General features: G+C 54.1%; 23 protein-coding genes, 1 tRNA gene and 2 rRNA genes. 15 read left to right on the top strand and 11 right to left on the bottom strand.

The annotated features are described in order from the left end of the window. Positions 1-159: 159 nt before the first annotated feature. From frdA to frdD, 4 genes are read left to right on the top strand one after another with little or no spacing between them, the layout of a single operon-like run. Positions 160-1,950, top strand: coding sequence for a fumarate reductase (quinol) flavoprotein subunit (gene frdA / locus ACN9MQ_RS01800; RefSeq protein ID WP_148576603.1), 1,791 nt, complete (start codon positions 160-162; stop codon positions 1,948-1,950). Further along, entirely contained in the window at positions 1,943-2,677 is a 735-nt protein-coding gene (gene frdB, locus ACN9MQ_RS01795) for a fumarate reductase iron-sulfur protein (protein ID WP_020882957.1), read from the top strand. The genes frdA and frdB overlap by 8 nt, the downstream gene beginning before the upstream one ends. A 10-nt stretch (positions 2,678-2,687) precedes the next feature. Then, on the top strand, positions 2,688-3,083 hold the full coding sequence (gene frdC, locus ACN9MQ_RS01790; RefSeq protein WP_014168296.1) for a fumarate reductase subunit FrdC: 396 nt from the start codon (positions 2,688-2,690) through the stop codon (positions 3,081-3,083). 10 nt (positions 3,084-3,093) lie between these two features. After that, the gene (gene frdD, locus ACN9MQ_RS01785; protein ID WP_020882959.1) at positions 3,094-3,453 is read left to right on the top strand and encodes a fumarate reductase subunit FrdD; all 360 of its coding nucleotides are present in this window, start codon (positions 3,094-3,096) and stop codon (positions 3,451-3,453) included. Between the two features lie 29 nt (positions 3,454-3,482). On the opposite strand, the gene ampR is transcribed toward frdD, so the two are convergent. Next, positions 3,483-4,358 (bottom strand): LysR family transcriptional regulator AmpR, encoded by an 876-nt coding sequence (gene ampR / locus ACN9MQ_RS01780; protein ID WP_040018449.1) that lies wholly within the window; start codon positions 4,356-4,358, stop codon positions 3,483-3,485. A 132-nt stretch (positions 4,359-4,490) separates the two neighbouring features. On the opposite strand from ampR, the gene blaACT reads away from it, so the two are divergent. Both blaACT and ACN9MQ_RS01770 read left to right on the top strand, forming a co-directional pair. Beyond that, positions 4,491-5,636, top strand: a complete 1,146-nt coding sequence (gene blaACT / locus ACN9MQ_RS01775) for an ACT family cephalosporin-hydrolyzing class C beta-lactamase (RefSeq protein WP_410377576.1) — start codon at positions 4,491-4,493, stop codon at positions 5,634-5,636. 98 nt (positions 5,637-5,734) lie between these two features. Next, the gene (locus tag ACN9MQ_RS01770) at positions 5,735-6,265 is read left to right on the top strand and encodes a lipocalin family protein (RefSeq protein WP_309164092.1); all 531 of its coding nucleotides are present in this window, start codon (positions 5,735-5,737) and stop codon (positions 6,263-6,265) included. On the opposite strand, the gene sugE is transcribed toward ACN9MQ_RS01770, so the two are convergent. Beyond that, the gene (gene sugE, locus ACN9MQ_RS01765; protein ID WP_014168291.1) at positions 6,262-6,579 is read right to left on the bottom strand and encodes a quaternary ammonium compound efflux SMR transporter SugE; all 318 of its coding nucleotides are present in this window, start codon (positions 6,577-6,579) and stop codon (positions 6,262-6,264) included. The two genes, ACN9MQ_RS01770 and sugE, sit on opposite strands and share 4 nt — an antisense overlap. A gap of 262 nt (positions 6,580-6,841) precedes the next feature. On the opposite strand from sugE, the gene ACN9MQ_RS01760 reads away from it, so the two are divergent. Further along, complete coding sequence (locus ACN9MQ_RS01760; RefSeq protein WP_014168290.1) at positions 6,842-7,441, top strand: LuxR C-terminal-related transcriptional regulator; 600 nt, start codon at positions 6,842-6,844, stop codon at positions 7,439-7,441. A gap of 38 nt (positions 7,442-7,479) precedes the next feature. Here the strand turns inward: ACN9MQ_RS01760 and ecnB are convergent, their stop codons facing one another. The 3 genes from ecnB to efp form a co-directional block, all read right to left on the bottom strand. Further along, positions 7,480-7,626, bottom strand: coding sequence for a lipoprotein toxin entericidin B (ecnB, locus tag ACN9MQ_RS01755; RefSeq protein WP_014168289.1), 147 nt, complete (start codon positions 7,624-7,626; stop codon positions 7,480-7,482). Positions 7,627-7,734: 108 nt separating this feature from the next. Beyond that, positions 7,735-7,866, bottom strand: coding sequence for an entericidin A/B family lipoprotein (locus ACN9MQ_RS01750; RefSeq protein ID WP_025206267.1), 132 nt, complete (start codon positions 7,864-7,866; stop codon positions 7,735-7,737). A 58-nt stretch (positions 7,867-7,924) separates the two neighbouring features. Beyond that, positions 7,925-8,491, bottom strand: coding sequence for an elongation factor P (efp, locus tag ACN9MQ_RS01745; protein WP_014882207.1), 567 nt, complete (start codon positions 8,489-8,491; stop codon positions 7,925-7,927). A gap of 40 nt (positions 8,492-8,531) precedes the next feature. Here efp and epmB point away from each other — a divergent pair, with 40 nt between their 5' ends. Then, positions 8,532-9,560 (top strand): EF-P beta-lysylation protein EpmB, encoded by a 1,029-nt coding sequence (gene epmB / locus ACN9MQ_RS01740; protein ID WP_108647601.1) that lies wholly within the window; start codon positions 8,532-8,534, stop codon positions 9,558-9,560. Between the two features lie 63 nt (positions 9,561-9,623). Here epmB and ACN9MQ_RS01735 read toward each other — a convergent pair whose 3' ends face one another. The 3 genes from ACN9MQ_RS01735 to ACN9MQ_RS01725 form a co-directional block, all read right to left on the bottom strand. Then, on the bottom strand, positions 9,624-9,977 hold the full coding sequence (locus ACN9MQ_RS01735; protein WP_020882965.1) for a DUF4156 domain-containing protein: 354 nt from the start codon (positions 9,975-9,977) through the stop codon (positions 9,624-9,626). Positions 9,978-10,114: 137 nt separating this feature from the next. Beyond that, positions 10,115-11,758: a chaperonin GroEL gene (gene groL, locus ACN9MQ_RS01730; protein ID WP_032679409.1), complete on the bottom strand. Its 1,644-nt coding sequence runs from the start codon at positions 11,756-11,758 to the stop codon at positions 10,115-10,117. Positions 11,759-11,790: 32 nt separating this feature from the next. After that, positions 11,791-12,084 carry a co-chaperone GroES gene (locus ACN9MQ_RS01725; protein WP_003855929.1) on the bottom strand — a complete coding sequence of 98 codons (294 nt, stop codon included), beginning with the start codon at positions 12,082-12,084 and terminating at the stop codon, positions 11,791-11,793. 178 nt (positions 12,085-12,262) lie between these two features. On the opposite strand from ACN9MQ_RS01725, the gene yjeH reads away from it, so the two are divergent. Next, a complete protein-coding gene (gene yjeH / locus ACN9MQ_RS01720; RefSeq protein ID WP_279256580.1) occupies positions 12,263-13,501 on the top strand; it encodes an L-methionine/branched-chain amino acid transporter in 1,239 nt (412 codons plus the stop codon). A gap of 42 nt (positions 13,502-13,543) precedes the next feature. On the opposite strand, the gene ACN9MQ_RS01715 is transcribed toward yjeH, so the two are convergent. After that, positions 13,544-14,008 (bottom strand): FxsA family protein, encoded by a 465-nt coding sequence (locus tag ACN9MQ_RS01715; protein WP_047743126.1) that lies wholly within the window; start codon positions 14,006-14,008, stop codon positions 13,544-13,546. A 335-nt stretch (positions 14,009-14,343) separates the two neighbouring features. On the opposite strand from ACN9MQ_RS01715, the gene aspA reads away from it, so the two are divergent. The 6 genes from aspA (at position 14,344) to ACN9MQ_RS01685 (ending at position 20,141) form a co-directional block, all read left to right on the top strand. Then, positions 14,344-15,780 (top strand): aspartate ammonia-lyase, encoded by a 1,437-nt coding sequence (gene aspA, locus ACN9MQ_RS01710; RefSeq protein WP_020882968.1) that lies wholly within the window; start codon positions 14,344-14,346, stop codon positions 15,778-15,780. 116 nt (positions 15,781-15,896) lie between these two features. After that, on the top strand, positions 15,897-17,198 hold the full coding sequence (locus ACN9MQ_RS01705; RefSeq protein WP_006178930.1) for an anaerobic C4-dicarboxylate transporter: 1,302 nt from the start codon (positions 15,897-15,899) through the stop codon (positions 17,196-17,198). A gap of 113 nt (positions 17,199-17,311) precedes the next feature. Then, on the top strand, positions 17,312-17,635 hold the full coding sequence (cutA, locus tag ACN9MQ_RS01700; protein ID WP_014168278.1) for a divalent cation tolerance protein CutA: 324 nt from the start codon (positions 17,312-17,314) through the stop codon (positions 17,633-17,635). After that, complete coding sequence (locus tag ACN9MQ_RS01695) at positions 17,611-19,314, top strand: protein-disulfide reductase DsbD (protein ID WP_251884441.1); 1,704 nt, start codon at positions 17,611-17,613, stop codon at positions 19,312-19,314. Before cutA ends, ACN9MQ_RS01695 begins: the two co-directional genes overlap by 25 nt. Positions 19,315-19,363: 49 nt before the next feature. Next, positions 19,364-19,939: a transcriptional regulator gene (locus tag ACN9MQ_RS01690; RefSeq protein WP_020882970.1), complete on the top strand. Its 576-nt coding sequence runs from the start codon at positions 19,364-19,366 to the stop codon at positions 19,937-19,939. Positions 19,940-20,065: 126 nt separating this feature from the next. Continuing rightward, a tRNA-Phe gene (locus ACN9MQ_RS01685) sits at positions 20,066-20,141 on the top strand. Between the two features lie 315 nt (positions 20,142-20,456). Here the strand turns inward: ACN9MQ_RS01685 and rrf are convergent. Then, positions 20,457-20,572 (bottom strand): 5S ribosomal RNA (gene rrf / locus ACN9MQ_RS01680). Positions 20,573-20,635: 63 nt separating this feature from the next. Further along, a 23S ribosomal RNA gene (locus ACN9MQ_RS01675) occupies positions 20,636-23,542 on the bottom strand. Positions 23,543-23,586: the final 44 nt, after the last annotated feature.

Raw genomic sequence — 23,586 nt, 5'->3', positions numbered from 1 at the left:
GCAAAAAAATCGAACACGTCAAATTTCCCTGACATCCACGCGGTTATACTACTTTACCCATAAAGGAGCAGTGGAAACGCTTTCGCAATCGTCCTTTTGGACGGGTGAACTACCTTTAGTTTATCGCGTTGCGAAATAACAAAAATCTGGAGGAATGTCGTGCAAACTTTTCAAGCCGATCTTGCCGTTATAGGCGCTGGCGGGGCTGGATTACGTGCTGCGATTGCTGCAGCACAAGCTAATCCCAACGCTAAAATCGCATTGATTTCAAAAGTCTATCCGATGCGCAGCCATACGGTTGCCGCAGAAGGAGGATCCGCCGCCGTTGCGCAGGATCATGACAGCTTCGAATACCATTTCCACGACACGGTTGCAGGGGGCGACTGGCTTTGCGAGCAGGATGTCGTTGACTACTTTGTACACCATTGTCCTACGGAGATGACCCAGCTTGAACAGTGGGGATGTCCGTGGAGCCGTCGTCCGGACGGCAGCGTCAACGTTCGCCGCTTCGGCGGGATGAAGATCGAACGCACCTGGTTCGCCGCCGATAAAACCGGCTTCCACATGTTGCACACCCTGTTCCAGACCTCCCTTCAGTTCCCACAGATTCAGCGCTTTGACGAACATTTCGTCCTCGACATTCTGGTTGATGACGGTCATGCGCGCGGTCTGGTGGCGATGAACATGATGGAAGGCACCCTCGTCCAGATCCGCGCCAACGCGGTGGTCATGGCTACCGGCGGTGCGGGGCGTGTTTACCGCTACAACACCAACGGCGGTATCGTCACCGGTGACGGCATGGGCATGGCGCTTAGCCACGGCGTGCCGCTGCGGGATATGGAGTTCGTGCAGTATCACCCTACTGGTCTGCCAGGCTCCGGCATTCTGATGACGGAAGGTTGTCGTGGTGAAGGCGGTATCCTGGTCAATAAAAATGGCTACCGCTATCTGCAGGATTACGGCATGGGCCCGGAAACCCCGCTCGGCGAGCCGAAAAACAAATACATGGAACTGGGCCCGCGCGACAAAGTATCTCAGGCCTTCTGGCACGAGTGGCGCAAAGGCAACACCATCGCCACGCCACGCGGCGATGTGGTCTACCTCGACCTGCGTCATCTTGGCGAGAAGAAACTGCTGGAACGTCTGCCGTTCATTTGCGAACTGGCAAAAGCCTACGTTGGCGTCGATCCGGTGAAAGAGCCGATCCCGGTACGTCCAACGGCCCACTACACCATGGGCGGTATCGAAACCGATCAGCAGTGCGAAACCCGCATTAAAGGGCTGTTTGCCGTGGGCGAGTGCTCCTCTGTCGGCCTGCACGGTGCTAACCGTCTGGGGTCAAACTCACTGGCGGAGCTGGTGGTCTTTGGCCGCATGGCGGGCGAGCGTGCGATGGAGCGTGCTGCCACCGCGGGCGAGGCGAACAGCGCGGCGCTGGATGCCCAGGTCGTTGACGTCGAAAAACGGCTGAAAAACCTGGTGAACCAGGAAGGAAATGAAAACTGGTCGAAAATCCGCGACGAGATGGGCCTGTCGATGGAAGAAGGCTGCGGTATCTATCGTACCCCTGAGCTGATGCAAAAAACCGTGGATAAGCTGGCAGAGCTGCAGGAACGCTTCAAGCGCGTGCGCATTACCGATACCTCCAGCGTGTTCAACACAGACCTGCTCTATACCATTGAGCTGGGTCACGGCCTGAACGTGGCGGAATGTATGGCACACTCTGCGCTGGCACGTAAAGAGTCACGCGGCGCGCATCAGCGTCTTGATGAAGGCTGCACCGAACGTGATGACGTCAATTTCCTGAAACACACTCTCGCCTGGCGCGATGCGGATGGCACCACCCGTCTGGACTACAGCGACGTGAAAATCACGACGTTGCCACCGGCTAAACGCGTGTATGGCGCAGAAGCAGAAGCCGCCGAGAAGAAGGAGAAGGCGAATGGCTGAGATGCAGAAACTGAAAATCGAAGTGGTGCGCTACAATCCGGAAGTGGACACCGCACCGCACAGCGCATTCTATGAAGTCCCTTATGACGAGCAAACCTCTCTGCTGGATGCGCTCGGCTATATCAAAGATAACCTTGCGCCGGACCTGAGCTACCGCTGGTCGTGCCGTATGGCAATCTGCGGCTCCTGCGGCATGATGGTCAACAAGGTGCCAAAACTGGCCTGTAAAACTTTCCTGCGTGAATACACCAAAGGCATCAAAGTAGAAGCGCTGGGTAACTTCCCGATTGAACGCGATCTGGTGGTCGATATGACTCACTTTATCGAAAGTCTGGAAGCGATTAAGCCGTACATCATCGGCAATCCACGTACGCCGGATCAGGGGACGAACACCCAGACGCCAGCTCAGATGGCGAAATACCATCAGTTCTCCGGCTGCATCAACTGTGGTCTGTGCTACGCCGCGTGTCCACAGTTTGGCCTGAATCCAGAGTTTATTGGCCCGGCGGCCATTACCCTGGCGCACCGCTATAACGAGGACAGCCGCGACCACGGTAAAAAAGAACGTATGGCGCAGCTTAACAGCCAGAACGGCGTCTGGAGCTGTACTTTTGTGGGCTACTGCTCCGAAGTCTGTCCGAAGCACGTCGACCCGGCCGCCGCTATTCAGCAGGGTAAAGTGGAAAGCTCGAAAGACTTTCTTATCGCCACCCTGAAACCACGCTAAGGAGTGCATAATGACGACTAAACGCAAAGCCTACGTGCGGCCAATGCCGTCCACCTGGTGGAAGAAACTGCCGTTTTATCGCTTCTATATGCTGCGTGAAGGCACCGCGGTGCCGGCGGTCTGGTTCAGCCTGGAGCTGATGTATGGCGTTTATGCCCTCAAACATGGCCCTGAAACCTGGGCCAGCTTTGTCGGCTTCCTGCAAAACCCCATCATCGTGATCCTGAACCTGATTGTGCTCGCGGCAGCGCTGCTTCATACCAAAACCTGGTTTGAACTGGCGCCAAAAGCGGCGAACATCATCATTAAAGACGAGAAAATGGGGCCAGAGCCGGTCATTAAAGGGCTATGGGGCGTGACGATCCTCGTCACTGTGGTCATTCTGTTTGTCGCACTGTTCTGGTAAGGAGACTACTGTGATTAATCCAAATCCAAAACGTTCTGACGAGCCGGTCTTCTGGGGACTGTTTGGCGCAGGGGGGATGTGGAGCGCCATCATCGCGCCGGTCATCATCCTGCTGGTCGGTATTATGCTGCCACTGGGGCTGTTTCCGGGCGATGCGCTGGGTTACGAGCGAGTACTGGCCTTTGCCAGCAGCTTTATTGGCCGTGTGTTCATCTTCCTGATGATCGTCCTGCCGCTGTGGTGTGGCCTGCACCGTATTCACCACGCGATGCATGACCTGAAAATCCATGTCCCGAGCGGGAAATGGGTGTTCTACGGTCTGGCAACCATCCTGACGGTGGTTACGCTGATTGCCGTGGTTACTATCTGATACATCAGGCCCGCATCCCGGCGGGCCTGTCATTTCTGCATTTTCCCCACCAGCCACTGTGCAAACTCACGCATTGCAGGGGTTTCTGTCCGTGACTGCAATCGGGTTAACCAGTAACTGCCCAGCTCAATCTGTGTCGCAAACGGCTGAATGATACGTTCGCTGTTCAGCAGATGAGTGAACATACTCACAGGCGCGATAGCAATTCCCACGCCGGCCTGCGCGGCTTCCAGCATGGTAACGGATGAATCAAACACCATCACCCGATGCGTTGGTGACGGCGGGAGTTCGCCCGCGGCCTGCATCCACGCCGACCATTCGTCGCGTCGGTAGGAGCGCAGCAGCGTAAATTTTAGTATGTCCGCCGGTGCTTGTAGCCCGACGGCAATTTCAGGCGTGCACAGCGGAGCCAGCGGCGCAGAACACAGAAACGTCGCTTCAGTGCCATGCCACGCCCCTCCACCGTAGCGGATCGTGTAATCAAGCCCTTCGGCGGCCGGATCGACTCGGTTATTATGGGTCGAAAGATGCAGATCGATATGCGGATAGCGGCGACGGAAATCATCCAGCTGCGCGAACAACACCCCGGTCGCAAAAGTCCCCACCACGCCAATTTTAAGCTTCTCCAGCGCGCGATGACTGGCAAAGCGATCCAGCATGCCGGCGATACGATCAAACGAATCGTTCAGCACCGGCAGCAGATTCTCGCCCTCTGTCGTCAGCATCAATCCGCGCGAAACCCGGACAAACAGCTGACAGTTAAGATGTTGTTCCAGCGTCTTAACGTGCTGACTGATGGCTGAATGGGTGACATTCAGCTCAATGGCAGCATTAGTAAAACTGAGGTGCCTTGCAGCGGCTTCGAAGGCACGAAGCGAATTAAGCGGTAAATAGCTGCGTGTCATCGACCCATCCGTTAGAAAAATTAACAGCTAATGCTAAATTTAACCGTTTGTCAGCCACAGTCAAATCCAACAGACTGGGTATGTCTGACGGGCCCGGACACTCCCTTGACTCGCTATTACGGAAGATAACTGATGATGAAAAAATCCCTGTGCTGCGCCCTGCTGCTCAGCACCTCCTGCGCTGCATTAGCCGCACCTATGTCAGAAACACAACTGGCGAAGGTCGTGGAACGTACCGTTACGCCCCTGATGAAAGCGCAGTCTATTCCGGGTATGGCGGTCGCCGTGATCTATCAGGGCCAGCCGCACTACTTCACCTTCGGCAAGGCCGATGTCGCCGCGAACACACCCGTCACTGCACAAACGCTGTTTGAGCTGGGCTCAATCAGCAAAACTTTCACCGGCGTTCTGGGTGGCGATGCTATTGCTCGCGGTGAAATTTCGCTGGGCGATCCGGTGACCAAATACTGGCCTGAGCTGACCGGCAAACAGTGGCAGGGCGTTCGCATGCTGGACCTGGCAACCTATACTGCCGGTGGCCTGCCGTTACAGGTGCCCGATGAGGTTACCGATAATGCCTCGCTGCTACGTTTTTACCAGTCCTGGCAACCACAGTGGGCGCCAGGCACCACGCGTCTTTATGCAAATGCCAGCATCGGTCTGTTTGGGGCTCTGGCGGTGAAACCTTCTGGCATGCGCTTTGAGCAGGCGATGACAGAGCGGGTCCTGAAGCCGCTTAACCTGAACCATACGTGGATTAACGTTCCGAAGGCAGAAGAACAGCATTACGCCTGGGGTTATCGTGACGGTAAAGCGGTTCACGTTTCGCCGGGCATGCTCGATGCCGAAGCGTATGGCGTGAAAACCAACGTGAAGGATATGGCGAGCTGGGTAGTGGCTAACATGGCCCCCGATGGCGTACAAGATGCCTCACTGAAGCAGGGCATGGCGCTTGCACAGTCTCGCTACTGGCGCACAGGCTCGATGTACCAGGGCCTGGGCTGGGAGATGCTCAACTGGCCGGTAGAAGCCAAAACCGTGGTGGAGGGCAGCGACAACAAGGTAGCGCTTGCACCGTTGCCCGTGGCAGAAGTGAACCCTCCGGCTCCACCGGTAAAAGCGTCATGGGTACATAAAACAGGCTCGACGGGCGGATTTGGCAGCTACGTGGCATTTATTCCTGAGAAGGAACTCGGCATCGTTATGCTGGCGAACAAGAGCTACCCGAACCCGGCACGCGTGGAAGCGGCATACCGTATTCTGAGCGCTCTGCAGTAAAATCTTGCCGGGTGATGCTGATGCCCACCCGGCCTGCAAAATTCCCGCATTTTCCTTGCTGTCATCTACACTTAACAAAAAACAGTAAGGAAACTCCTATGCGCATTTTGCCTGTTATCGCCGCTGTGACAGCCGCGTTTTTAGTGGTTGCCTGCAGCTCCCCTACTCCCCCTCCCGGCGTCACCGTTGTCAGCAATTTCGACGCACAACGTTTTCTTGGAACATGGTATGAAATCGCGCGCCTTGACCACCGTTTTGAACGGGGTTTAGAGAAGGTCACGGCAAATTACAGCCCGATGGATGACGGCGGTATTCAGGTTATCAACCGTGGCTATAATACGGATCGGGAGATGTGGCAGCAGTCGATTGGACAAGCGTACTTTACCGGCGACCCGCGACGGGCCGCGCTCAAAGTCTCCTTCTTCGGCCCGTTCTATGGCGGATATAACGTGATCGCGCTCGACAGAGAGTACCGTCACGCGCTGGTCTGCGGGCCGGATCGTAACTATCTGTGGATCCTCTCTCGCACCCCAACCCTTTCACCTGAGATGAAACAGCAGATGCTGGACGTCGCGACCCGGCAAGGGTTTGATGTGTCGAAACTCATCTGGGTAGAACAACCCCATTAATGGGTGCTGAGCTTCAACCCAATAATACCGGCCACAATCAGGGCGAGGCTGGCGATACGCGCCAGACTCGCTGACTCCCCCAACAGCAGGATCCCCGTGATGGCTGCCCCCACGGCGCCAATTCCCGTCCAGACGGCATACGCTGTCCCCACCGGTAAAGAACGCATCGCCCACGAGAGCAAAACGATACTCACAATCATCGCGGTGATGGTAATAACGCTGGGTGTCAGGCGGGTAAAACCGTGGGTGTACTTCAGACCTATCGCCCATACCACTTCGAGCAGGCCAGCAATAACAAGAATGATCCAGGACATTTCAGGCTCCTTAACTTAAATGCAAGTTGGGGCCGTCCCCGATGAAGGAAGCGCTTACGGGTCGTCCCGCAAGGCAAAGATTACGCCTCATATTTTGGTTAGCGTGCGATTTTTTTTCAATCCTTTTGTGCTGAACATGTTAAGGCAAGAAATAGCCGCAGTATGCCGCGCAGTTCAGGCATTTATCACTCATCCGACTTCTCTATGATGATGTGCTTTCTGATGGCAGGAAGCCAAACCACTAGCCGACTGCGAATATAATATGTTCAAAATTCTTTTGATTGACCGTTGTCACTTCACCCGCACCGGGTTTGAAGCATGGCTCAATCATTCCGGTTTATTTCCGGAAAACGTCGTTGTGACCGGCCTGAATAATCTTTTCCTCGCCAGAGAGCACATTCTGCAATGGAAACCGACGCTGGTCATTGCTGACCTGCATGGGTTCAGACAGGATGTCCATCCCTTTCAGTCCCTCTCATCTTTGCTGAACGCCAGCGAAAGAGTGCCCTTTATTTTGCTGCAATCGGGTGAGGATAGTGAAATGACCGCCTGGCTGAAACAATTCCCGGTCTGGTCATCGCTGTTGAAAAATGCCCGTCTTGAACAACTGGGGACAGTTATCCACGACGCACTCATTTCGCACGCGAACAGTGAAAAGCCAAAGGTAACCGCGCCTTTGCTGACGCGCCAGGAGGAGAAAGTGCTGACGTTGTGGATGGAGGGTGCCAGCAATCAGAAAATTGCGGCTCACCTGAGTATTAACGGTAAAACGGTCTATACCTATAAACGGAATATCCGCATGAAATTGCATATGGATACGCGTTATTCACCGTTTTTATCCCTGCAGGAATCAGAAAGCTGACGGTACGAAACCCGTCTGGTTCCGTACCGTTTATTCAATTACTGCTGTGCTTTACTTGCCGCACCAGAGATTGCGCTACCACCTTCAGAAATATCCTGACCAACGCCACGCGTGGTATTACAGGCTGTTAATACTGAAGAAAGTACCAGGACTGAAAAGATCGCTGCAATTGTCTTCTTAACCATAATATCGTCCTTTTATAGCCAAAGTTGTTTTGTGTATAGCAATTTAAGAATAGACAATATCCCGTCGTTTGACGGAAAAGGACGCATTTTTAGGAAAATTAGACGGGGTTAGCTGGCCGCGTGAGAAATGATATGGCCGAGATCCTGGATATCTTCCCCCATTCCACGCGTGGTGTTACAGCCGGAAAGCAACGCGCTGGACAGCGCTAACAGAAGCAGAATTTTAACGGTACGGTTCATCATCCCTGCCTGCAAAAAACAGGCGCAGCGGGCGCTGCGCCTTCAGTCTTGACGTAAATTACTTCACGCGAGATACGTATTCGCCGGAGCGGGTATCTACTTTGATCACTTCACCAGTCTGTACGAACAGTGGAACTTTAACCACTGCACCGGTGGACAGGGTAGCTGGCTTGCCGCCAGTACCTGCGGTATCACCTTTCAGACCTGGGTCGGTTTCAACGATTTCCAGCTCTACGAAGTTTGGTGGGGTAACAGCGATAGGCTGGCCGTTCCACAGGGTCACGATGCACTCAGCCTGGTCCAGCAGCCATTTTTCGCTATCGCCAATCGCTTTAGCATCCGCAGACAGCTGCTCGAACGTTTCGTTGTTCATGAAGTGCCAGAACTCACCGTCGTTGTACAGGTAAGTCAGGTTCATATCGACAACATCAGCGCCTTCAGCGGAGTCAGTAGACTTGAAGGTTTTCTCAACACGGGTACCGGTCAGCAGGCGACGCAGCTTAACGCGCGCGAATGCCTGGCCTTTACCTGGTTTAACGAATTCGCTGGCTTCAACCGCGTACGGTTCGCCGTCCATCATGATTTTAAGACCAGCACGAAAATCGTTGCTATAGTACGTTGCCATAAGGCCCTCTAAATTTGTTAACTGGTAGCTAAGCCACAAAATGGCGCATATTGTAACCCTAAACACCCCGTCCAGAGAAGATTGGTTATCGCAACTTGCCGATGTAATCACCAGTCCTGATGAATTGCTGCGTCTGTTAGACCTCGATCAGCACCCAGAGTTGCTTGCAGGCCGCGAGGCTAAGCGACTTTTTGCCCTGCGGGTTCCCCGCGCGTTTGTTGCCCGTATGGAGAAAGGAAACCCTGACGATCCATTATTAAAACAAACGCTTACTGCGCAGGAAGAGTTTATATCGGCGCCAGGATACAGCACCGATCCTCTGGAAGAGCAGAACAGTGTGGTACCGGGTTTACTGCACAAATATCTCAACCGTGCCCTGCTGCTGGTGAAAGGCGGTTGCGCGGTAAACTGCCGTTATTGTTTCCGTCGCCACTTCCCGTATGCCGAAAATCAGGGTAATAAACGCAACTGGCAGGTCGCCCTGGACTATATCGCCGCCCATCCGGAACTGGATGAGATCATTTTTTCAGGTGGCGATCCGCTGATGGCAAAAGATCATGAGCTGGACTGGCTGTTGACCCAGCTTGAAGCCATTCCACACATCAAGCGTTTGCGCATCCACAGCCGTTTACCGATTGTTATTCCGGCACGTATTACGGACGGTCTGGTATCTCGCCTTGAGCAGTCTCGTTTACAGGTTCTGCTGGTGAACCATATCAACCATGCGAATGAAATCGATGAGGCATTCCGGGCGGCGATGGCGCGTCTGCGCAAAGCGGGGGTGACGCTGTTGAACCAGAGCGTGTTGCTGCGCGGTGTGAATGATAATGCCCGGGTTCTGGCGGAGCTCAGTAATGCGTTATTCGATGCGGGCGTGATGCCCTACTACCTGCACGTACTGGATCGTGTGCAAGGCGCGGCGCATTTCATGGTCACGGATAATGAGGCCCGGCAGATTATGCGCGAACTGTTAACGCTGGTTTCAGGCTATATGGTGCCGAAGCTGGCGCGAGAGATTGGCGGTGAGCCGAGTAAGACACCGCTGGATTTGCAACTGAGGCAACAATAACGGCAGGTGGCGCTACGCTTATCCGCCCGGTGGGGTTGGGCGCAGCGCCATCAGCAATGTAGATCAGTTAGGGCACTTATAGACCTGGCCATTCATCTGGCTGGCCGTTGGCACGAAGCTGGACAACATCCCTTGCGACGGGCTGCTCACACCGTAAATCACGTTGCCACCCATCTCTGCAGCCTGGTTACGCAGCGCGTTAGCGGCACCGCGCATAGATCCACCTTCTTCACCGTGCTGACCCGACATCCAGTTGCTTTGCTCACCGGTTGCCGTGCCTAAAAACTGGCACTCGTTACCCGGCTTATCTTCAACAAAGCGAACGCCCTGACCTGCAGCAGACAGCTCATTGCTGGAGCTACAACCCGCCAGCAGCAATGCTGCTCCTACGATCCCTGCACAGACTTTTACGCGCATGTTATTCCTCGTTTTCAATAAGCTGGACAGCAGATGTTGTCCGTGTGTAAACCTTATACTAAAAAGATGACCAAAAGAAAAACCCCCGAGCATTTCTGCCCGGGGGTTTTTCTCATTCTAAGCGGTAAAGCGCACGATTACATCATGCCGCCCATACCACCCATGCCGCCCATACCCGCAGCACCTAAGTCAGGTGCGTCGCCTTTAGGCATGTCAGTCACCATGCACTCGGTAGTGATCATCAGACCCGCTACAGAGGCCGCGTACTGCAGTGCAGAACGGGTCACTTTGGTTGGATCCAGGATACCGAAGTCGATCATGTTGCCGTATTCTTCAGTTGCAGCGTTGTAACCGTAGTTACCTTCGCCCGCTTTCACCATGTTCGCAACCACGGATGGCTCTTCACCGGCGTTGGAAACGATCTGACGCAGTGGTGCTTCCATTGCGCGCAGCGCAACTTTGATACCCACGTTCTGATCTTCGTTCTGAGCAGTCAGGCCAGCCAGTTTAGCGGCAACACGCACCAGCGCGACACCACCACCAGCTACCACGCCTTCTTCTACTGCTGCACGGGTCGCGTGCAGAGCATCGTCAACGCGTGCTTTCTTCTCTTTCATTTCAACTTCAGTTGCCGCGCCCACTTTGATTACTGCCACGCCGCCTGCCAGTTTCGCTACGCGCTCCTGCAGTTTTTCACGGTCGTAATCAGAGGTTGCTTCTTCAATCTGCTTACGGATCTGAGCAACACGGCCCTGAATAGCCGCTTCTTCACCCACGCCATCAATGATGGTGGTGGTGTCTTTGTTGATCACAACGCGTTTTGCCTGGCCCAGGTCTTCCAGGGTCGCTTTTTCCAGCTCCATACCGATCTCTTCAGAGATTACGGTACCGCCAGTCAGGGTAGCGATATCCTGCAGCATCGCTTTACGGCGGTCGCCGAAGCCAGGTGCTTTAACCGCAGCCACTTTCACGATGCCACGCATGGTGTTAACCACCAGGGTCGCCAGTGCTTCACCTTCAACGTCTTCAGCAATGATAACCAGCGGCTTGCCTGCTTTCGCAACGGCTTCCAGCACTGGCAGCATTTCACGGATGTTGGAGATTTTCTTGTCAGCCAGCAGGATGAATGGGCTTTCCAGCTCAACAGCGCCCGTTTCTGGCTTGTTGATGAAGTATGGGGACAGGTAACCGCGGTCGAACTGCATACCTTCAACCACGTCCAGTTCATCTTCCAGACCGGTACCGTCTTCAACGGTGATCACGCCTTCTTTACCGACTTTGTCCATCGCTTCCGCAATCAGTTTACCTACGGTTTCGTCGGAGTTAGCGGAGATAGTACCAACCTGAGCAATCGCTTTAGAGTCGGAGCATGGAACGGACAGTGTTTTCAGCTCTTCAACCGCCGCAGTAACCGCTTTGTCGATACCGCGCTTCAGATCCATTGGGTTCATACCCGCAGCAACGGCTTTCAGACCTTCGGTGATGATAGCCTGTGCCAGTACGGTTGCGGTGGTGGTACCGTCGCCTGCAGCGTCGTTCGCTTTAGAGGCAACTTCTTTCACCATCTGCGCGCCCATGTTTTCGAACTTGTCTTCCAGCTCGATTTCACGTGCTACAGAAACACCGTCTTTCGTGATGGTTGGCGCGCCGAAGGATTTATCCAGCACTACGTTACGGCCTTTCGGGCCCAGGGTCACTTTAACTGCATCTGCCAGTACGTTTACGCCGCGGAGCATTTTTACACGAGCGTCGTTACCGAATTTTACGTCTTTAGCTGCCATGTTCTTATTTCCTCAAATTCTCGTGCGTAAAATTACGCTTCAACAATTGCCAGAATGTCGCTTTCGGACATGATCAACACTTCTTCATTGTCGATCTTCTCGGATTTCACGCCGTAGCCATCGTTGAAAATTACGATGTCACCAACTTTAACGTCCAGTGGCTGCACAGTTCCGTTTTCCAGAATGCGGCCCTTACCGACAGCGATGATTTCGCCACGCGTTGATTTTGCTGCTGCAGAACCAGTCAGAACGATGCCGCCAGCAGACTTGGTTTCAACTTCTTTACGTTTGACGATCACACGATCATGTAACGGACGAATACTCATTGATAGCTCTCCTTTGAGAAAGTCATTATCAGTTATGGATGACGCCGGTCCGCACGCGGTTTTCCGACTAGTGCCCTGAGAGATGGGGATAGCTTTTTCCCCCTTCAAGGGGCAGACGAAAAAAAATTTGCGAAAGTGTTACCATCGCCTCTCTTTTGATCGTGGCAGGGCGATGTCAATGAGTGGACTAAAACAGGAGTTGGGACTGGCGCAGGGCGTGGGTCTGCTGTCGACCTCCTTGTTAGGTACAGGTGTGTTTGCGGTACCCGCGCTGGCAGCACTGGTGGCCGGCAATAATAGCCTGTGGGCGTGGCCAGTGCTGATTGTGCTGGTGTTTCCGGTCGCGGTCGTGTTTGCCATCCTCGGACGGCATTTCCCCAGCGCGGGCGGCGTAGCGCACTTTGTCGGTATGGCGTTTGGTCCGCGACTGGAGCGGGTCACCGGCTGGCTGTTTCTTTCTGTTATTCCGGTCGGTCTACCGGCAGCGTTGCATATCGCGACCGGTTTTGGCCAGGCGCTGTTTGGCTGGCATAACGAGCAACTGCTGCTGGCCGAGCTGGGTACGCTGGCCATCGTCTGGTGGGTCGGCTCACGGGGTGCCAGCTCGAGTGCCAACCTGCAAACCGTCGTTGCAATACTGATTGTGGCCCTCATTGTCGCCATCTGGTGGAAAGGGGATATTACGCTGAAGGAGATCCCCTTCCCCGCGGTAAGTGACGTCAACCATTCGCAGCTGTTCGCTGCGCTGTCGGTAATGTTCTGGTGTTTTGTCGGGCTGGAGGCGTTCGCCCATCTGGCCTCTGAGTTTAAACAACCGGAACGGGATTTCCCGCGCGCCCTGATGATTGGCCTGCTGTTAGCAGGTACCGTTTACTGGGCCTGTACCGTGCTGGTACTGCATTTCAACGCGTTCGCCGCGGATAAAGCGGCCGCTGCCTCGCTGCCGGGCATTGTGGTGCAACTGTTTGGTCTGAAAGCGCTGTGGGTCGCCTGTGTTATTGGCTATCTGGCCTGTTTTGCCAGCCTCAATATCTACATCCAGAGCTTTGCGCGTCTGGTGTGGTCGCAGGCGCTTGATAAACCAGAGAGCCGCCTTGCGCACCTGTCTAAACGTCAGCTGCCGTTGAATGCGCTTAATACCGTGCTGGGCTGCTGCGTCTTGAGTTCGCTATGTATTTACGGGCTGAATATCAATCTTGATGCCCTGATCGTGTACGCCAACGGGATTTTCATCATGATCTACCTGCTGTGCATGCTGGCGGGTTGTCGTCTGCTGAAAGGTCGCTATAAAGCGCTGGCAGTGGTTGGTGGCGTGCTTTGCCTGCTGTTGCTGGCGATGGTGGGGTGGAAAAGCCTGTATGCGATTAGCATGCTGGCGGGGCTGTGGCTGTTTTTACCGAAACGCAGCACCCTGTAAAACAAAGCCCGGTAGCGATTCGCTTACCGGGCCTGGCCTCTTTTACCGATCGTCTTTATGGTCTAAACGGTCGCGCTGATCATCTTTACGCTGATACTCCCCTTCGAAAGTATCCCCCGGCCCTGTACTGAAGCCACCGCCCGGCATACGGCTAAAACGCAGATGCGGCAGTAGCTTCATGGTCAGGTGTTTTTGCACCGGTGGCAGAAGCAGCAGCAGGCCGAGGAAGTCAGTGAAGAACCCCGGCAGGATCAGCAGCAGGCCAGCAATAATCAGCGAGACGCTTTTGATCATCTCTGCGGCCGGGCTTTCGCCTGCGGCCATCTTCTGCTGCATTATCAGGAAATTTTTGAAACCCTGATTACGCACCAGCGACATGCCGATCACCGAAGTGAAAATCACCAGAATCAGCGTTAACAGGACACCCAGTACATGGGCGACCTGGATAAAAATTGAAATCTCGATGTAAACATAGAGAAAGAAAGCAATAAATGGTACCCAGCGCACTGGCATCTCCTGTGTGGCAGGTGCCCTCAGGCCCCTGTCTGAATGTGTTCGCGAAACGCGTCTGTAAGAAATGGTGACGGTTAGCCAAAATTCAATCGGTTTGCACGGATATTTTTTCTGGAAATTTTAAAGCGGTGACTCATTTCACAGATTAATAATTATCATGGAATCGGGTCGATAATAAGTGATCCAGATTACGGCAATTCGCTATCATCAGCATATGATCTCGAACATCTGGCTGATTGAGGGAATAATCGTCGGTCAGAAAATATTCAAAACCACATAAATACTGTGTGTTTAGTACAATCCATCGGCAGCTTGAAAAGAAGGTTCACATGTTAAACAACATTCGTATCGAAGAAGACTTGTTGGGTACCAGGGAAGTTCCAGCGGATGCCTACTATGGTGTTCACACTCTGAGAGCGATTGAAAACTTCTACATCAGCAACAACAAAATCAGCGACATCCCTGAATTTGTACGTGGCATGGTGATGGTGAAAAAAGCCGCAGCACTGGCCAATAAAGAGCTGCAAACCATTCCGAAAAGCGCGGCAAATGCGATTATCGCTGCCTGCGATGAAGTGCTGAACAACGGCAAATGCATGGATCAGTTCCCGGTCGATGTCTATCAGGGCGGCGCGGGCACCTCCGTCAACATGAACACCAACGAAGTACTGGCAAACATCGGCCTGGAGCTGATGGGTCATCAGAAAGGTGAATACCAGTATCTGAATCCGAACGACCACGTTAATAAATGTCAGTCCACTAACGACGCCTACCCAACCGGCTTCCGTATCGCGGTGTATGCCTCCGTGGTGAAACTGGTGGACGCCATTAATCAGCTGGGTGATGGCTTCCAGCGCAAAGCCGTTGAGTTCCAGGACATCCTGAAAATGGGTCGTACCCAGTTGCAGGACGCGGTTCCGATGACCCTCGGTCAGGAATTCCACGCGTTTAACGTGCTGCTTAACGAAGAAACTAAAAACCTGCTGCGCACCTCCGAGCTGCTGCTGGAAGTGAACCTGGGCGCAACCGCCATCGGCACGCGTCTGAATACGCCGGACGGTTACCAGCAGCTGGCGGTACAGAAGCTGGCTGAAGTCTCTAACCTGCCGGTTGTGCCTGCAGAAGATCTGATTGAAGCCACCTCCGACTGCGGCGCGTACGTTATGGTTCACAGCGCCCTGAAACGTCTGGCGGTGAAACTCTCCAAAATCTGTAATGACCTGCGCCTGCTCTCTTCCGGTCCGCGCGCTGGCCTGAATGAAATCAACCTGCCAGAGCTGCAGGCCGGTTCGTCCATCATGCCGGCGAAAGTGAACCCGGTAGTGCCAGAAGTGGTGAACCAGGTCTGCTTTAAAGTCATCGGTAACGATACAACCGTGACCATGGCCTCTGAAGCTGGCCAGCTGCAGCTGAACGTCATGGAGCCGGTCATCGGCCAGGCAATGTTTGAATCCATCCACATTCTGACCAACGCCTGCTACAACCTGCTGGAGAAATGCGTTAACGGCATCACCGCAAACAAAGAAGTTTGTGAAGGGTATGTCTACAACTCCATCGGCATCGTCACCTACCTCAACCCGTTCATCGGCCACCATAACGGCGACATCGTCGGTAAGATTTGCGCCGAAACAGGTAAGAGCGTGCGTGAAGTCGTTCTGGAGCGTGGACTGTTGACCGAAGCCGAGCTGGACGATATCTTCTCGGCCCAGAACCTGATGCACCCGGCATACAAAGCGAAACGATATACCGATGAAAGCGAACAGTAGCGGTTCAGGCTAGGCTTCCTTAAGGCACGTCACTTGTGACGTGCCTTTTTTCTTTATAGGCGTTACCAAAATACAACAATTCAATATCAACTTGTTAATAAGCAAGGCAGGTCCTTATGTTTGGAGCAGAACTCGTCATCGTCCTGTTGGCGATTTATTTGGGAGCAAGACTCGGGGGTATCGGCATTGGTTTTGCCGGCGGTCTCGGGGTGCTCGTACTTACCCTTATCTTTCAGATTAAACCCGGCGCAATCCCTTTTGACGTTATCGAAATCATCATGGCGGTTATTGCCGCTATCGCAGCCATGCAGGTGGCAGGCGGTATGGACTACCTGGTGAGCCTGGCGGAGCGTATGTTACGCCGCCATCCAAAATACATTACCTTCCTTGCCCCGCTGGTGACGTGGTTTATGACCATTCTCGCCGGTACTGGCCACACCGCCTTCTCCACGCTGCCGGTCATTACCGAAGTGGCGAAAGAGCAGGGCATCCGTCCGTCTCGTCCACTCTCGATTGCCGTGGTCGCGTCCCAGATTGCGATTACCGCATCACCTATCTCCGCTGCGGTGGTCTTCTTCGCCGGTATCCTTGAGCCTATGGGCGTGAGTTACCTGACGCTGCTGGCCATCTGTATTCCGGTGACGCTGATTGCAGTGATGATCACCGCCGTGCTGTGTAACTTCCTCGGCGCCGAACTGAAAGACGATCCGGTTTATCAGGAGCGTCTGGCAAAAGGTGAAGTGAAACTGCGTGGTAGCCAGGTCTTCGAACTGAAACCGCATGCAAAACGCTCCGTCTTGCTGTTCCTGATCGGTATCGTTGCGGTCATGTTCTACGCAACCGCCATCAGTGACACCGTGGGTCTGATCCAGAACCCGGTCCTGCCGCGTAACGAAGCGATTGTGGTATTCATGCTGACTATCGCCACGCTGATCAGCATCACCTGTAAAATCGACACCAGCGAAGTGCTCAACGCCAGCACCTTTAAATCCGGTATGAGCGCCTGCGTGTGTGTACTGGGTGTGGCCTGGCTTGGTGATACCTTCGTGAAAGCTCACATCAGCGATATTCAGACCGTTGCGGGCGACCTGCTGCACAACTATCCGTGGCTCCTGGCTGTGGTGCTGTTCTTTGCCGCAACCCTGCTTTACTCTCAGGCGGCCACCACCAAAGCCCTGATGCCTGCGGCGCTGATGCTGGGTGTTACCCCGCTGACGGCTATTGCCTCGTTTGCTGCCGTTTCTGCACTGTTCGTTTTACCCACCTACCCAACCCTGCTGGCGGCGGTTGAGATGGATGACACTGGCTCGACTCGCATCGGTAAGTACGTATTTAACCATGCGTTCCTGATCCCGGGCGTGGTGGCTATCTCGCTGTGCGTGATCCTCGGCTTTATCATTGGCGGCATCGTGCTGTAAACAATGATGGGTTGTAAAAATAGTTAAAAACGGGCCGCTCTGCGGCCCGTTTCATTAATGACCAATAGCCTTGCGTGATATAGTGAAGACTTTCGTGATGAGGAGGTCGACTTGTGAACACGCCTGATGCTGTTGTTGTCCTTTGTACCGCCCCTGATGAAGCCTCTGCCCAGGATCTCGCCGCCAAAGTGCTGGCCGAAAAACTGGCAGCCTGCGTGACGCTCCTTCCTGGCGCCACCTCCCTTTACTACTGGGAAGGTAAACTGGAGCAGGAGTACGAAGTCCAGATGTTGCTCAAAACCAATCTGGCGAACCAGCAGGCACTCCTGGACTGCCTCAAATCTCATCATCCTTATCAAACCCCCGAACTGCTGGTATTGCCAGTGGTCCACGGCGACAACGATTATCTCTCATGGCTCAACGCTTCCTTACGCTGATCCTGCTGCTGTGCAGCACATCAGTTTTTGCCGGGTTATTTGACGCTCCCGGCCGTTCGAACGTTATTTCTGCCGACCAGGCATTTGTTTTCGATTTTCAGCAAGACCAGCATGACCTGAATCTTACCTGGCAGATAAAAGAGGGGTATTACCTCTATCGCAAGCAGGTCAGCATCACGCCTGCTCAGGCAAAGGTAGGCCCACTTCAGATGCCTGCGGGCGAGTGGCATGAAGACGAGTTTTTCGGTAAAAGTGAAATCTATCGCCAGCGGTTAAACGTGCCCGTGGCGGTCAATCAGGCCGATAAAGGCGCCACCGTGACCGTCACGTATCAGGGCTGTGCCGACGCGGGCTTCTGCTATCCGCCGGAAACCAAAGTCATTCCGCTGAGCGAAGTTAAAGCGGCCGCCAGTATGCCTGCTCTTCCCGCAGGGGAGAGCACCGGGGTGAAGGACGACGGTCACACAGCGCTGCCCTTCTCCGCCTTGTGGGCTTTACTGATTGGTATCGGCATCGCCTTCACGCCGTGCGTGCTGCCCATGTATCCGCTTATCTCCGGAATTGTCCTTGGCGGTAAGCAACGCCTTTCAACCGCACGCGCCCTGCTGCTGGCCTTTATCTACGTGCAGGGTATGGCGTTGACCTACACCGCACTGGGCCTCGTGGTTGCTGCTGCCGGACTGCAGTTCCAGGCTGCACTTCAGCACCCTTATGTGCTGGCTGGCCTGTCGATCGTATTTATTGTGCTGGCGCTGTCGATGTTTGGTTTGTTCAGCTTACAGCTGCCGTCCGCGTTGCAGACTCGCTTAACGCTGATGAGTAACCGTCAGCAGGGTGGTTCCCCGGGCGGCGTGTTCGTGATGGGTGCCATCGCCGGGTTGATTTGCTCACCGTGCACTACCGCGCCACTGAGCGCGATCCTGCTGTATATTGCCCAGAGCGGTAACATGTGGCTCGGCGGTGGTACGTTGTATCTCTACGCGCTGGGAATGGGTCTGCCATTGATTCTGGTAACGGTATTTGGCAACCGTCTGCTGCCCAAGAGCGGCCCGTGGATGGAGACGGTGAAAACCGCGTTTGGTTTTGTCATTCTGGCGCTGCCGGTGTTCTTGCTCGAGCGTATTATCGGCGACGTCTGGGGGATGCGCCTGTGGGCAATGCTCGGTGTTGCCTTCTTCTGTTGGGCGTTTATCACAAGCCTGGCAGCGAAAAAGCCGTGGATGCGTCTGGTGCAAATCCTCCTGCTCGCCGCCGCGCTGGTGAGCGTACGGCCACTGCAGGACTGGGCATTTGGCACACCCGCGGGACAAACGCAGGCGCATTTGAACTTCATCCAGATAAAGAACGTGGATGAACTCAACAGCGCGCTGGCGCAGGCGAAAGGCAAACCGGTCATGCTGGATCTGTATGCGGACTGGTGTGTCGCCTGTAAAGAATTCGAAAAGTACACGTTTAGCGATCCGCAGGTGCAAAGTGCACTGAAAGAGACGGTTCTGCTCCAGGCGAACGTCACCGCCAACAGTACAGCGGATAAGGCACTGCTGAAGCAACTTAACGTGCTGGGTCTGCCAACCATTCTGTTCTTCAACGAACAGGGCCAGGAGCAGCCCGCACAGCGTGTAACCGGGTTTATGGACGCGACGGCATTCAGCGCGCATTTGCGCAATCGCCAACCGTAAACAACACTTGAAACGGGACAAACCGTTGGGAATAACGGAGGAGATAACCGTGCAACGCGAAGACGTACTGGGACAAGCCCTGCAATTACTTGAGATTCAAGGGATCGCCAGCACCACGCTTGAGATGGTAGCCGACCGTATTGATTATCCTCTGGATGAACTCATGCGCTTCTGGCCGGATAAAGAGGCGCTGCTTTACGATGCCCTGCGTTATCTCAGCCAGCAGGTTGATGTCTGGCGCAGGCAGCTAATGTTAAATGAAGAACTGACTGCGGAGCAAAAGCTGCTGGCGCGTTATACCGCCCTGAGCGAATGCGTAAGCAACAACCGTTATCCGGGTTGCCTGTTTATTGCCGCCTGCACCTTCTACCCTGACCCCGGCCATCCTATCCATCAACTGGCGGATCAGCAAAAGCGGGCGGCGCATGATTTCACGCACGAACTGCTGACCACGCTCGAAGTGGATGACCCGGCGATGGTCGCTAAGCAGATGGAGCTGGTACTGGAAGGTTGCCTGAGCCGCATGCTGGTAAACCGTAGCCAGGCCGATGTGGATACAGCACACCGTCTGGCCGAAGATATCCTGCGTTTTGCGCAGTGTCGTATGGGTGGTGCGCTGACGTAATCTGTCTGAAGAATTTGACCTGTTCGGCGCGTAAACCGTCAGATTGCCGCAAAGTTAAGCAGTTGAACGGCTTTTCCCGAAATAGTGTTGACGATCAGGCGCGATTGCGGTTTAATGCGCTCCGTTGCCCGGATAGCTCAGTCGGTAGAGCAGGGGATTGAAAATCCCCGTGTCCTTGGTTCGATTCCGAGTCCGGGCACCACTATTTAAAGAACCCAGCCTATGGCTGGGTTTTTGCTTTTCTGTGTCAGATAAACTCTCCTGTAACCACTCTCTGGTCACATCCTCGTAAACCTGTTCCTGCAGTATTTCATGGCGCTTAAAGTGGTCCTGTGCACGCTAAATTCCGTACTGACCTGAAGTGTTTGGGGGATCCTGAAGGGAGATGATGGGGGTTGGGGTTACCGTATCGTGGCTTCGCCTTGTCTGGCGGCACTCTTTGGGGCATTCAGATGTGTATTTCGCGTCCCAAAGCAAAAAACCCCGCACCATACGGTACGGGGTTCTTTTAATTGATGCCTGGCAGTTCCCTACTCTCGCATGGGGAGACCCCACACTACCATCGGCGCTACGGCGTTTCACTTCTGAGTTCGGCATGGGGTCAGGTGGGACCACCGCGCTAAAGCCGCCAGGCAAATTCTGTAATCTGTATCAGCTGAAAATCGTCTCTCATCGCCAAAACATCTTCGGCGTTGTAAGGTTAAGCCTCACGGTTCATTAGTATCGGTTAGCTCAACGCATCGCTGCGCTTACACACCCGACCTATCAACGTCGTAGTCTTCAACGTTCCTTCAGGAGACTTAAAGTCTCAGGGAGAACTCATCTCGGGGCAAGTTTCGTGCTTAGATGCTTTCAGCACTTATCTCTTCCGCATTTAGCTACCGGGCAGTGCCATTGGCATGACAACCCGAACACCAGTGATGCGTCCACTCCGGTCCTCTCGTACTAGGAGCAGCCCCCCTCAATTCTCCAGCGCCCACGGCAGATAGGGACCGAACTGTCTCACGACGTTCTAAACCCAGCTCGCGTACCACTTTAAATGGCGAACAGCCATACCCTTGGGACCTACTTCAGCCCCAGGATGTGATGAGCCGACATCGAGGTGCCAAACACCGCCGTCGATATGAACTCTTGGGCGGTATCAGCCTGTTATCCCCGGAGTACCTTTTATCCGTTGAGCGATGGCCCTTCCATTCAGAACCACCGGATCACTATGACCTGCTTTCGCACCTGCTCGAGCCGTCACTCTCGCAGTCAAGCTAGCTTATGCCATTGCACTAACCTCCTGATGTCCGACCAGGATTAGCTAACCTTCGTGCTCCTCCGTTACTCTTTGGGAGGAGACCGCCCCAGTCAAACTACCCACCAGACACTGTCCGCAACCCGGATTACGGGTCTACGTTAGAACACCAGCCATTAAAGGGTGGTATTTCAAGGTTGGCTCCACGCAGACTGGCGTCCACGCTTCAAAGCCTCCCACCTATCCTACACATCAAGGACCAGTGTTCAGTGTCAAGCTATAGTAAAGGTTCACGGGGTCTTTCCGTCTTGCCGCGGGTACACTGCATCTTCACAGCGAGTTCAATTTCACTGAGTCTCGGGTGGAGACAGCCTGGCCATCATTACGCCATTCGTGCAGGTCGGAACTTACCCGACAAGGAATTTCGCTACCTTAGGACCGTTATAGTTACGGCCGCCGTTTACCGGGGCTTCGATCAAGAGCTTCGCGTTGCCGCTAACCCCATCAATTAACCTTCCGGCACCGGGCAGGCGTCACACCGTATACGTCCACTTTCGTGTTTGCACAGTGCTGTGTTTTTAATAAACAGTTGCAGCCAGCTGGTATCTTCGACTGATTTCAGCTCCACCCGCAGGGGCTTCACCTACATATCAGCGTGCCTTCTCCCGAAGTTACGGCACCATTTTGCCTAGTTCCTTCACCCGAGTTCTCTCAAGCGCCTTGGTATTCTCTACCTGACCACCTGTGTCGGTTTGGGGTACGATTTGATGTTACCTGATGCTTAGAGGCTTTTCCTGGAAGCAGGGCATTTGTTACTTCAGCACCGTAGTGCCTCGTCATCACACCTCAGCGTTAACAAGGAACCGGATTTACCTGGAACCTCCGCCTACATGCTTAAACCGGGACAACCGTCGCCCGGCTAACATAGCCTTCTCCGTCCCCCCTTCGCAGTAACACCAAGTACAGGAATATTAACCTGTTTCCCATCGACTACGCCTTTCGGCCTCGCCTTAGGGGTCGACTCACCCTGCCCCGATTAACGTTGGACAGGAACCCTTGGTCTTCCGGCGAGCGGGCTTTTCACCCGCTTTATCGTTACTTATGTCAGCATTCGCACTTCTGATACCTCCAGCACCCCTCACAGGACACCTTCAACGGCTTACAGAACGCTCCCCTACCCAACAACGCATAAGCGTCGCTGCCGCAGCTTCGGTGCATGGTTTAGCCCCGTTACATCTTCCGCGCAGGCCGACTCGACCAGTGAGCTATTACGCTTTCTTTAAATGATGGCTGCTTCTAAGCCAACATCCTGGCTGTCTGTGCCTTCCCACATCGTTTCCCACTTAACCATGACTTTGGGACCTTAGCTGGCGGTCTGGGTTGTTTCCCTCTTCACGACGGACGTTAGCACCCGCCGTGTGTCTCCCGTGATAACATTCTTCGGTATTCGTAGTTTGCATCGGGTTGGTAAGCCGGGATGGCCCCCTAGCCGAAACAGTGCTCTACCCCCGAAGATGAATTCACGAGGCGCTACCTAAATAGCTTTCGGGGAGAACCAGCTATCTCCCGGTTTGATTGGCCTTTCACCCCCAGCCACAAGTCATCCGCTAATTTTTCAACATTAGTCGGTTCGGTCCTCCAGTTAGTGTTACCCAACCTTCAACCTGCCCATGGCTAGATCACCGGGTTTCGGGTCTATACCCTGCAACTTAACGCCCAGTTAAGACTCGGTTTCCCTTCGGCTCCCCTATACGGTTAACCTTGCTACAGAATATAAGTCGCTGACCCATTATACAAAAGGTACGCAGTCACCCCATAAAAGAGGCTCCCACTGCTTGTACGTACACGGTTTCAGGTTCTTTTTCACTCCCCTCGCCGGGGTTCTTTTCGCCTTTCCCTCACGGTACTGGTTCACTATCGGTCAGTCAGGAGTATTTAGCCTTGGAGGATGGTCCCCCCATATTCAGACAGGATACCACGTGTCCCGCCCTACTCTTCGAGTTCACAGCCTGTGTGCTTTCGTGTACGGGACTTTCACCCTGTACCGTGCGACTTTCCAGACGCTTCCACTAACACACAAGCTGATTCAGACTCTGGGCTGCTCCCCGTTCGCTCGCCGCTACTGGGGGAATCTCGGTTGATTTCTTTTCCTCGGGGTACTTAGATGTTTCAGTTCCCCCGGTTCGCCTCGTTAACCTATGTATTCAGTTAACGATAGTGTGTCGGAACACACTGGGTTTCCCCATTCGGACATCGCCGGGTCAAAGGTTCATATCACCTCGCCGGCGCTTTTCGCAGATTAGCACGTCCTTCATCGCCTCTGACTGCCAGGGCATCCACCGTGTACGCTTAGTCGCTTAACCTCACAACCCGAAGATGTTTCTTTCGATTCACCACCGGTTTGCGA

Origin of the sequence: Enterobacter sp. R-25 (genome assembly GCF_049913205.1) — a bacterium.
Taxonomy (GTDB): domain Bacteria; phylum Pseudomonadota; class Gammaproteobacteria; order Enterobacterales; family Enterobacteriaceae; genus Enterobacter; species Enterobacter ludwigii.
This window is presented reverse-complemented; position numbering and strand designations above follow the sequence as displayed.

Coding starts and splice junctions, on each gene's coding strand:
- yjeH (WP_279256580.1), top strand. CDS start 12,263: ATGAGTGGACTAAAACAGGAGTTGGGACTGGCGCAGGGCGTGGGTCTG.
- ACN9MQ_RS01760 (WP_014168290.1), top strand. CDS start 6,842: ATGTTCAAAATTCTTTTGATTGACCGTTGTCACTTCACCCGCACCGGG.
- ACN9MQ_RS01750 (WP_025206267.1), bottom strand. CDS start 7,866: ATGAACCGTACCGTTAAAATTCTGCTTCTGTTAGCGCTGTCCAGCGCG.
- frdB (WP_020882957.1), top strand. CDS start 1,943: ATGGCTGAGATGCAGAAACTGAAAATCGAAGTGGTGCGCTACAATCCG.
- blaACT (WP_410377576.1), top strand. CDS start 4,491: ATGATGAAAAAATCCCTGTGCTGCGCCCTGCTGCTCAGCACCTCCTGC.
- ecnB (WP_014168289.1), bottom strand. CDS start 7,626: ATGGTTAAGAAGACAATTGCAGCGATCTTTTCAGTCCTGGTACTTTCT.
- aspA (WP_020882968.1), top strand. CDS start 14,344: ATGTTAAACAACATTCGTATCGAAGAAGACTTGTTGGGTACCAGGGAA.
- sugE (WP_014168291.1), bottom strand. CDS start 6,579: ATGTCCTGGATCATTCTTGTTATTGCTGGCCTGCTCGAAGTGGTATGG.
- ampR (WP_040018449.1), bottom strand. CDS start 4,358: ATGACACGCAGCTATTTACCGCTTAATTCGCTTCGTGCCTTCGAAGCC.
- groL (WP_032679409.1), bottom strand. CDS start 11,758: ATGGCAGCTAAAGACGTAAAATTCGGTAACGACGCTCGTGTAAAAATG.
- frdC (WP_014168296.1), top strand. CDS start 2,688: ATGACGACTAAACGCAAAGCCTACGTGCGGCCAATGCCGTCCACCTGG.
- ACN9MQ_RS01725 (WP_003855929.1), bottom strand. CDS start 12,084: ATGAGTATTCGTCCGTTACATGATCGTGTGATCGTCAAACGTAAAGAA.
- ACN9MQ_RS01695 (WP_251884441.1), top strand. CDS start 17,611: ATGGCTCAACGCTTCCTTACGCTGATCCTGCTGCTGTGCAGCACATCA.
- ACN9MQ_RS01770 (WP_309164092.1), top strand. CDS start 5,735: ATGCGCATTTTGCCTGTTATCGCCGCTGTGACAGCCGCGTTTTTAGTG.
- ACN9MQ_RS01705 (WP_006178930.1), top strand. CDS start 15,897: ATGTTTGGAGCAGAACTCGTCATCGTCCTGTTGGCGATTTATTTGGGA.
- ACN9MQ_RS01735 (WP_020882965.1), bottom strand. CDS start 9,977: ATGCGCGTAAAAGTCTGTGCAGGGATCGTAGGAGCAGCATTGCTGCTG.
- efp (WP_014882207.1), bottom strand. CDS start 8,491: ATGGCAACGTACTATAGCAACGATTTTCGTGCTGGTCTTAAAATCATG.
- epmB (WP_108647601.1), top strand. CDS start 8,532: ATGGCGCATATTGTAACCCTAAACACCCCGTCCAGAGAAGATTGGTTA.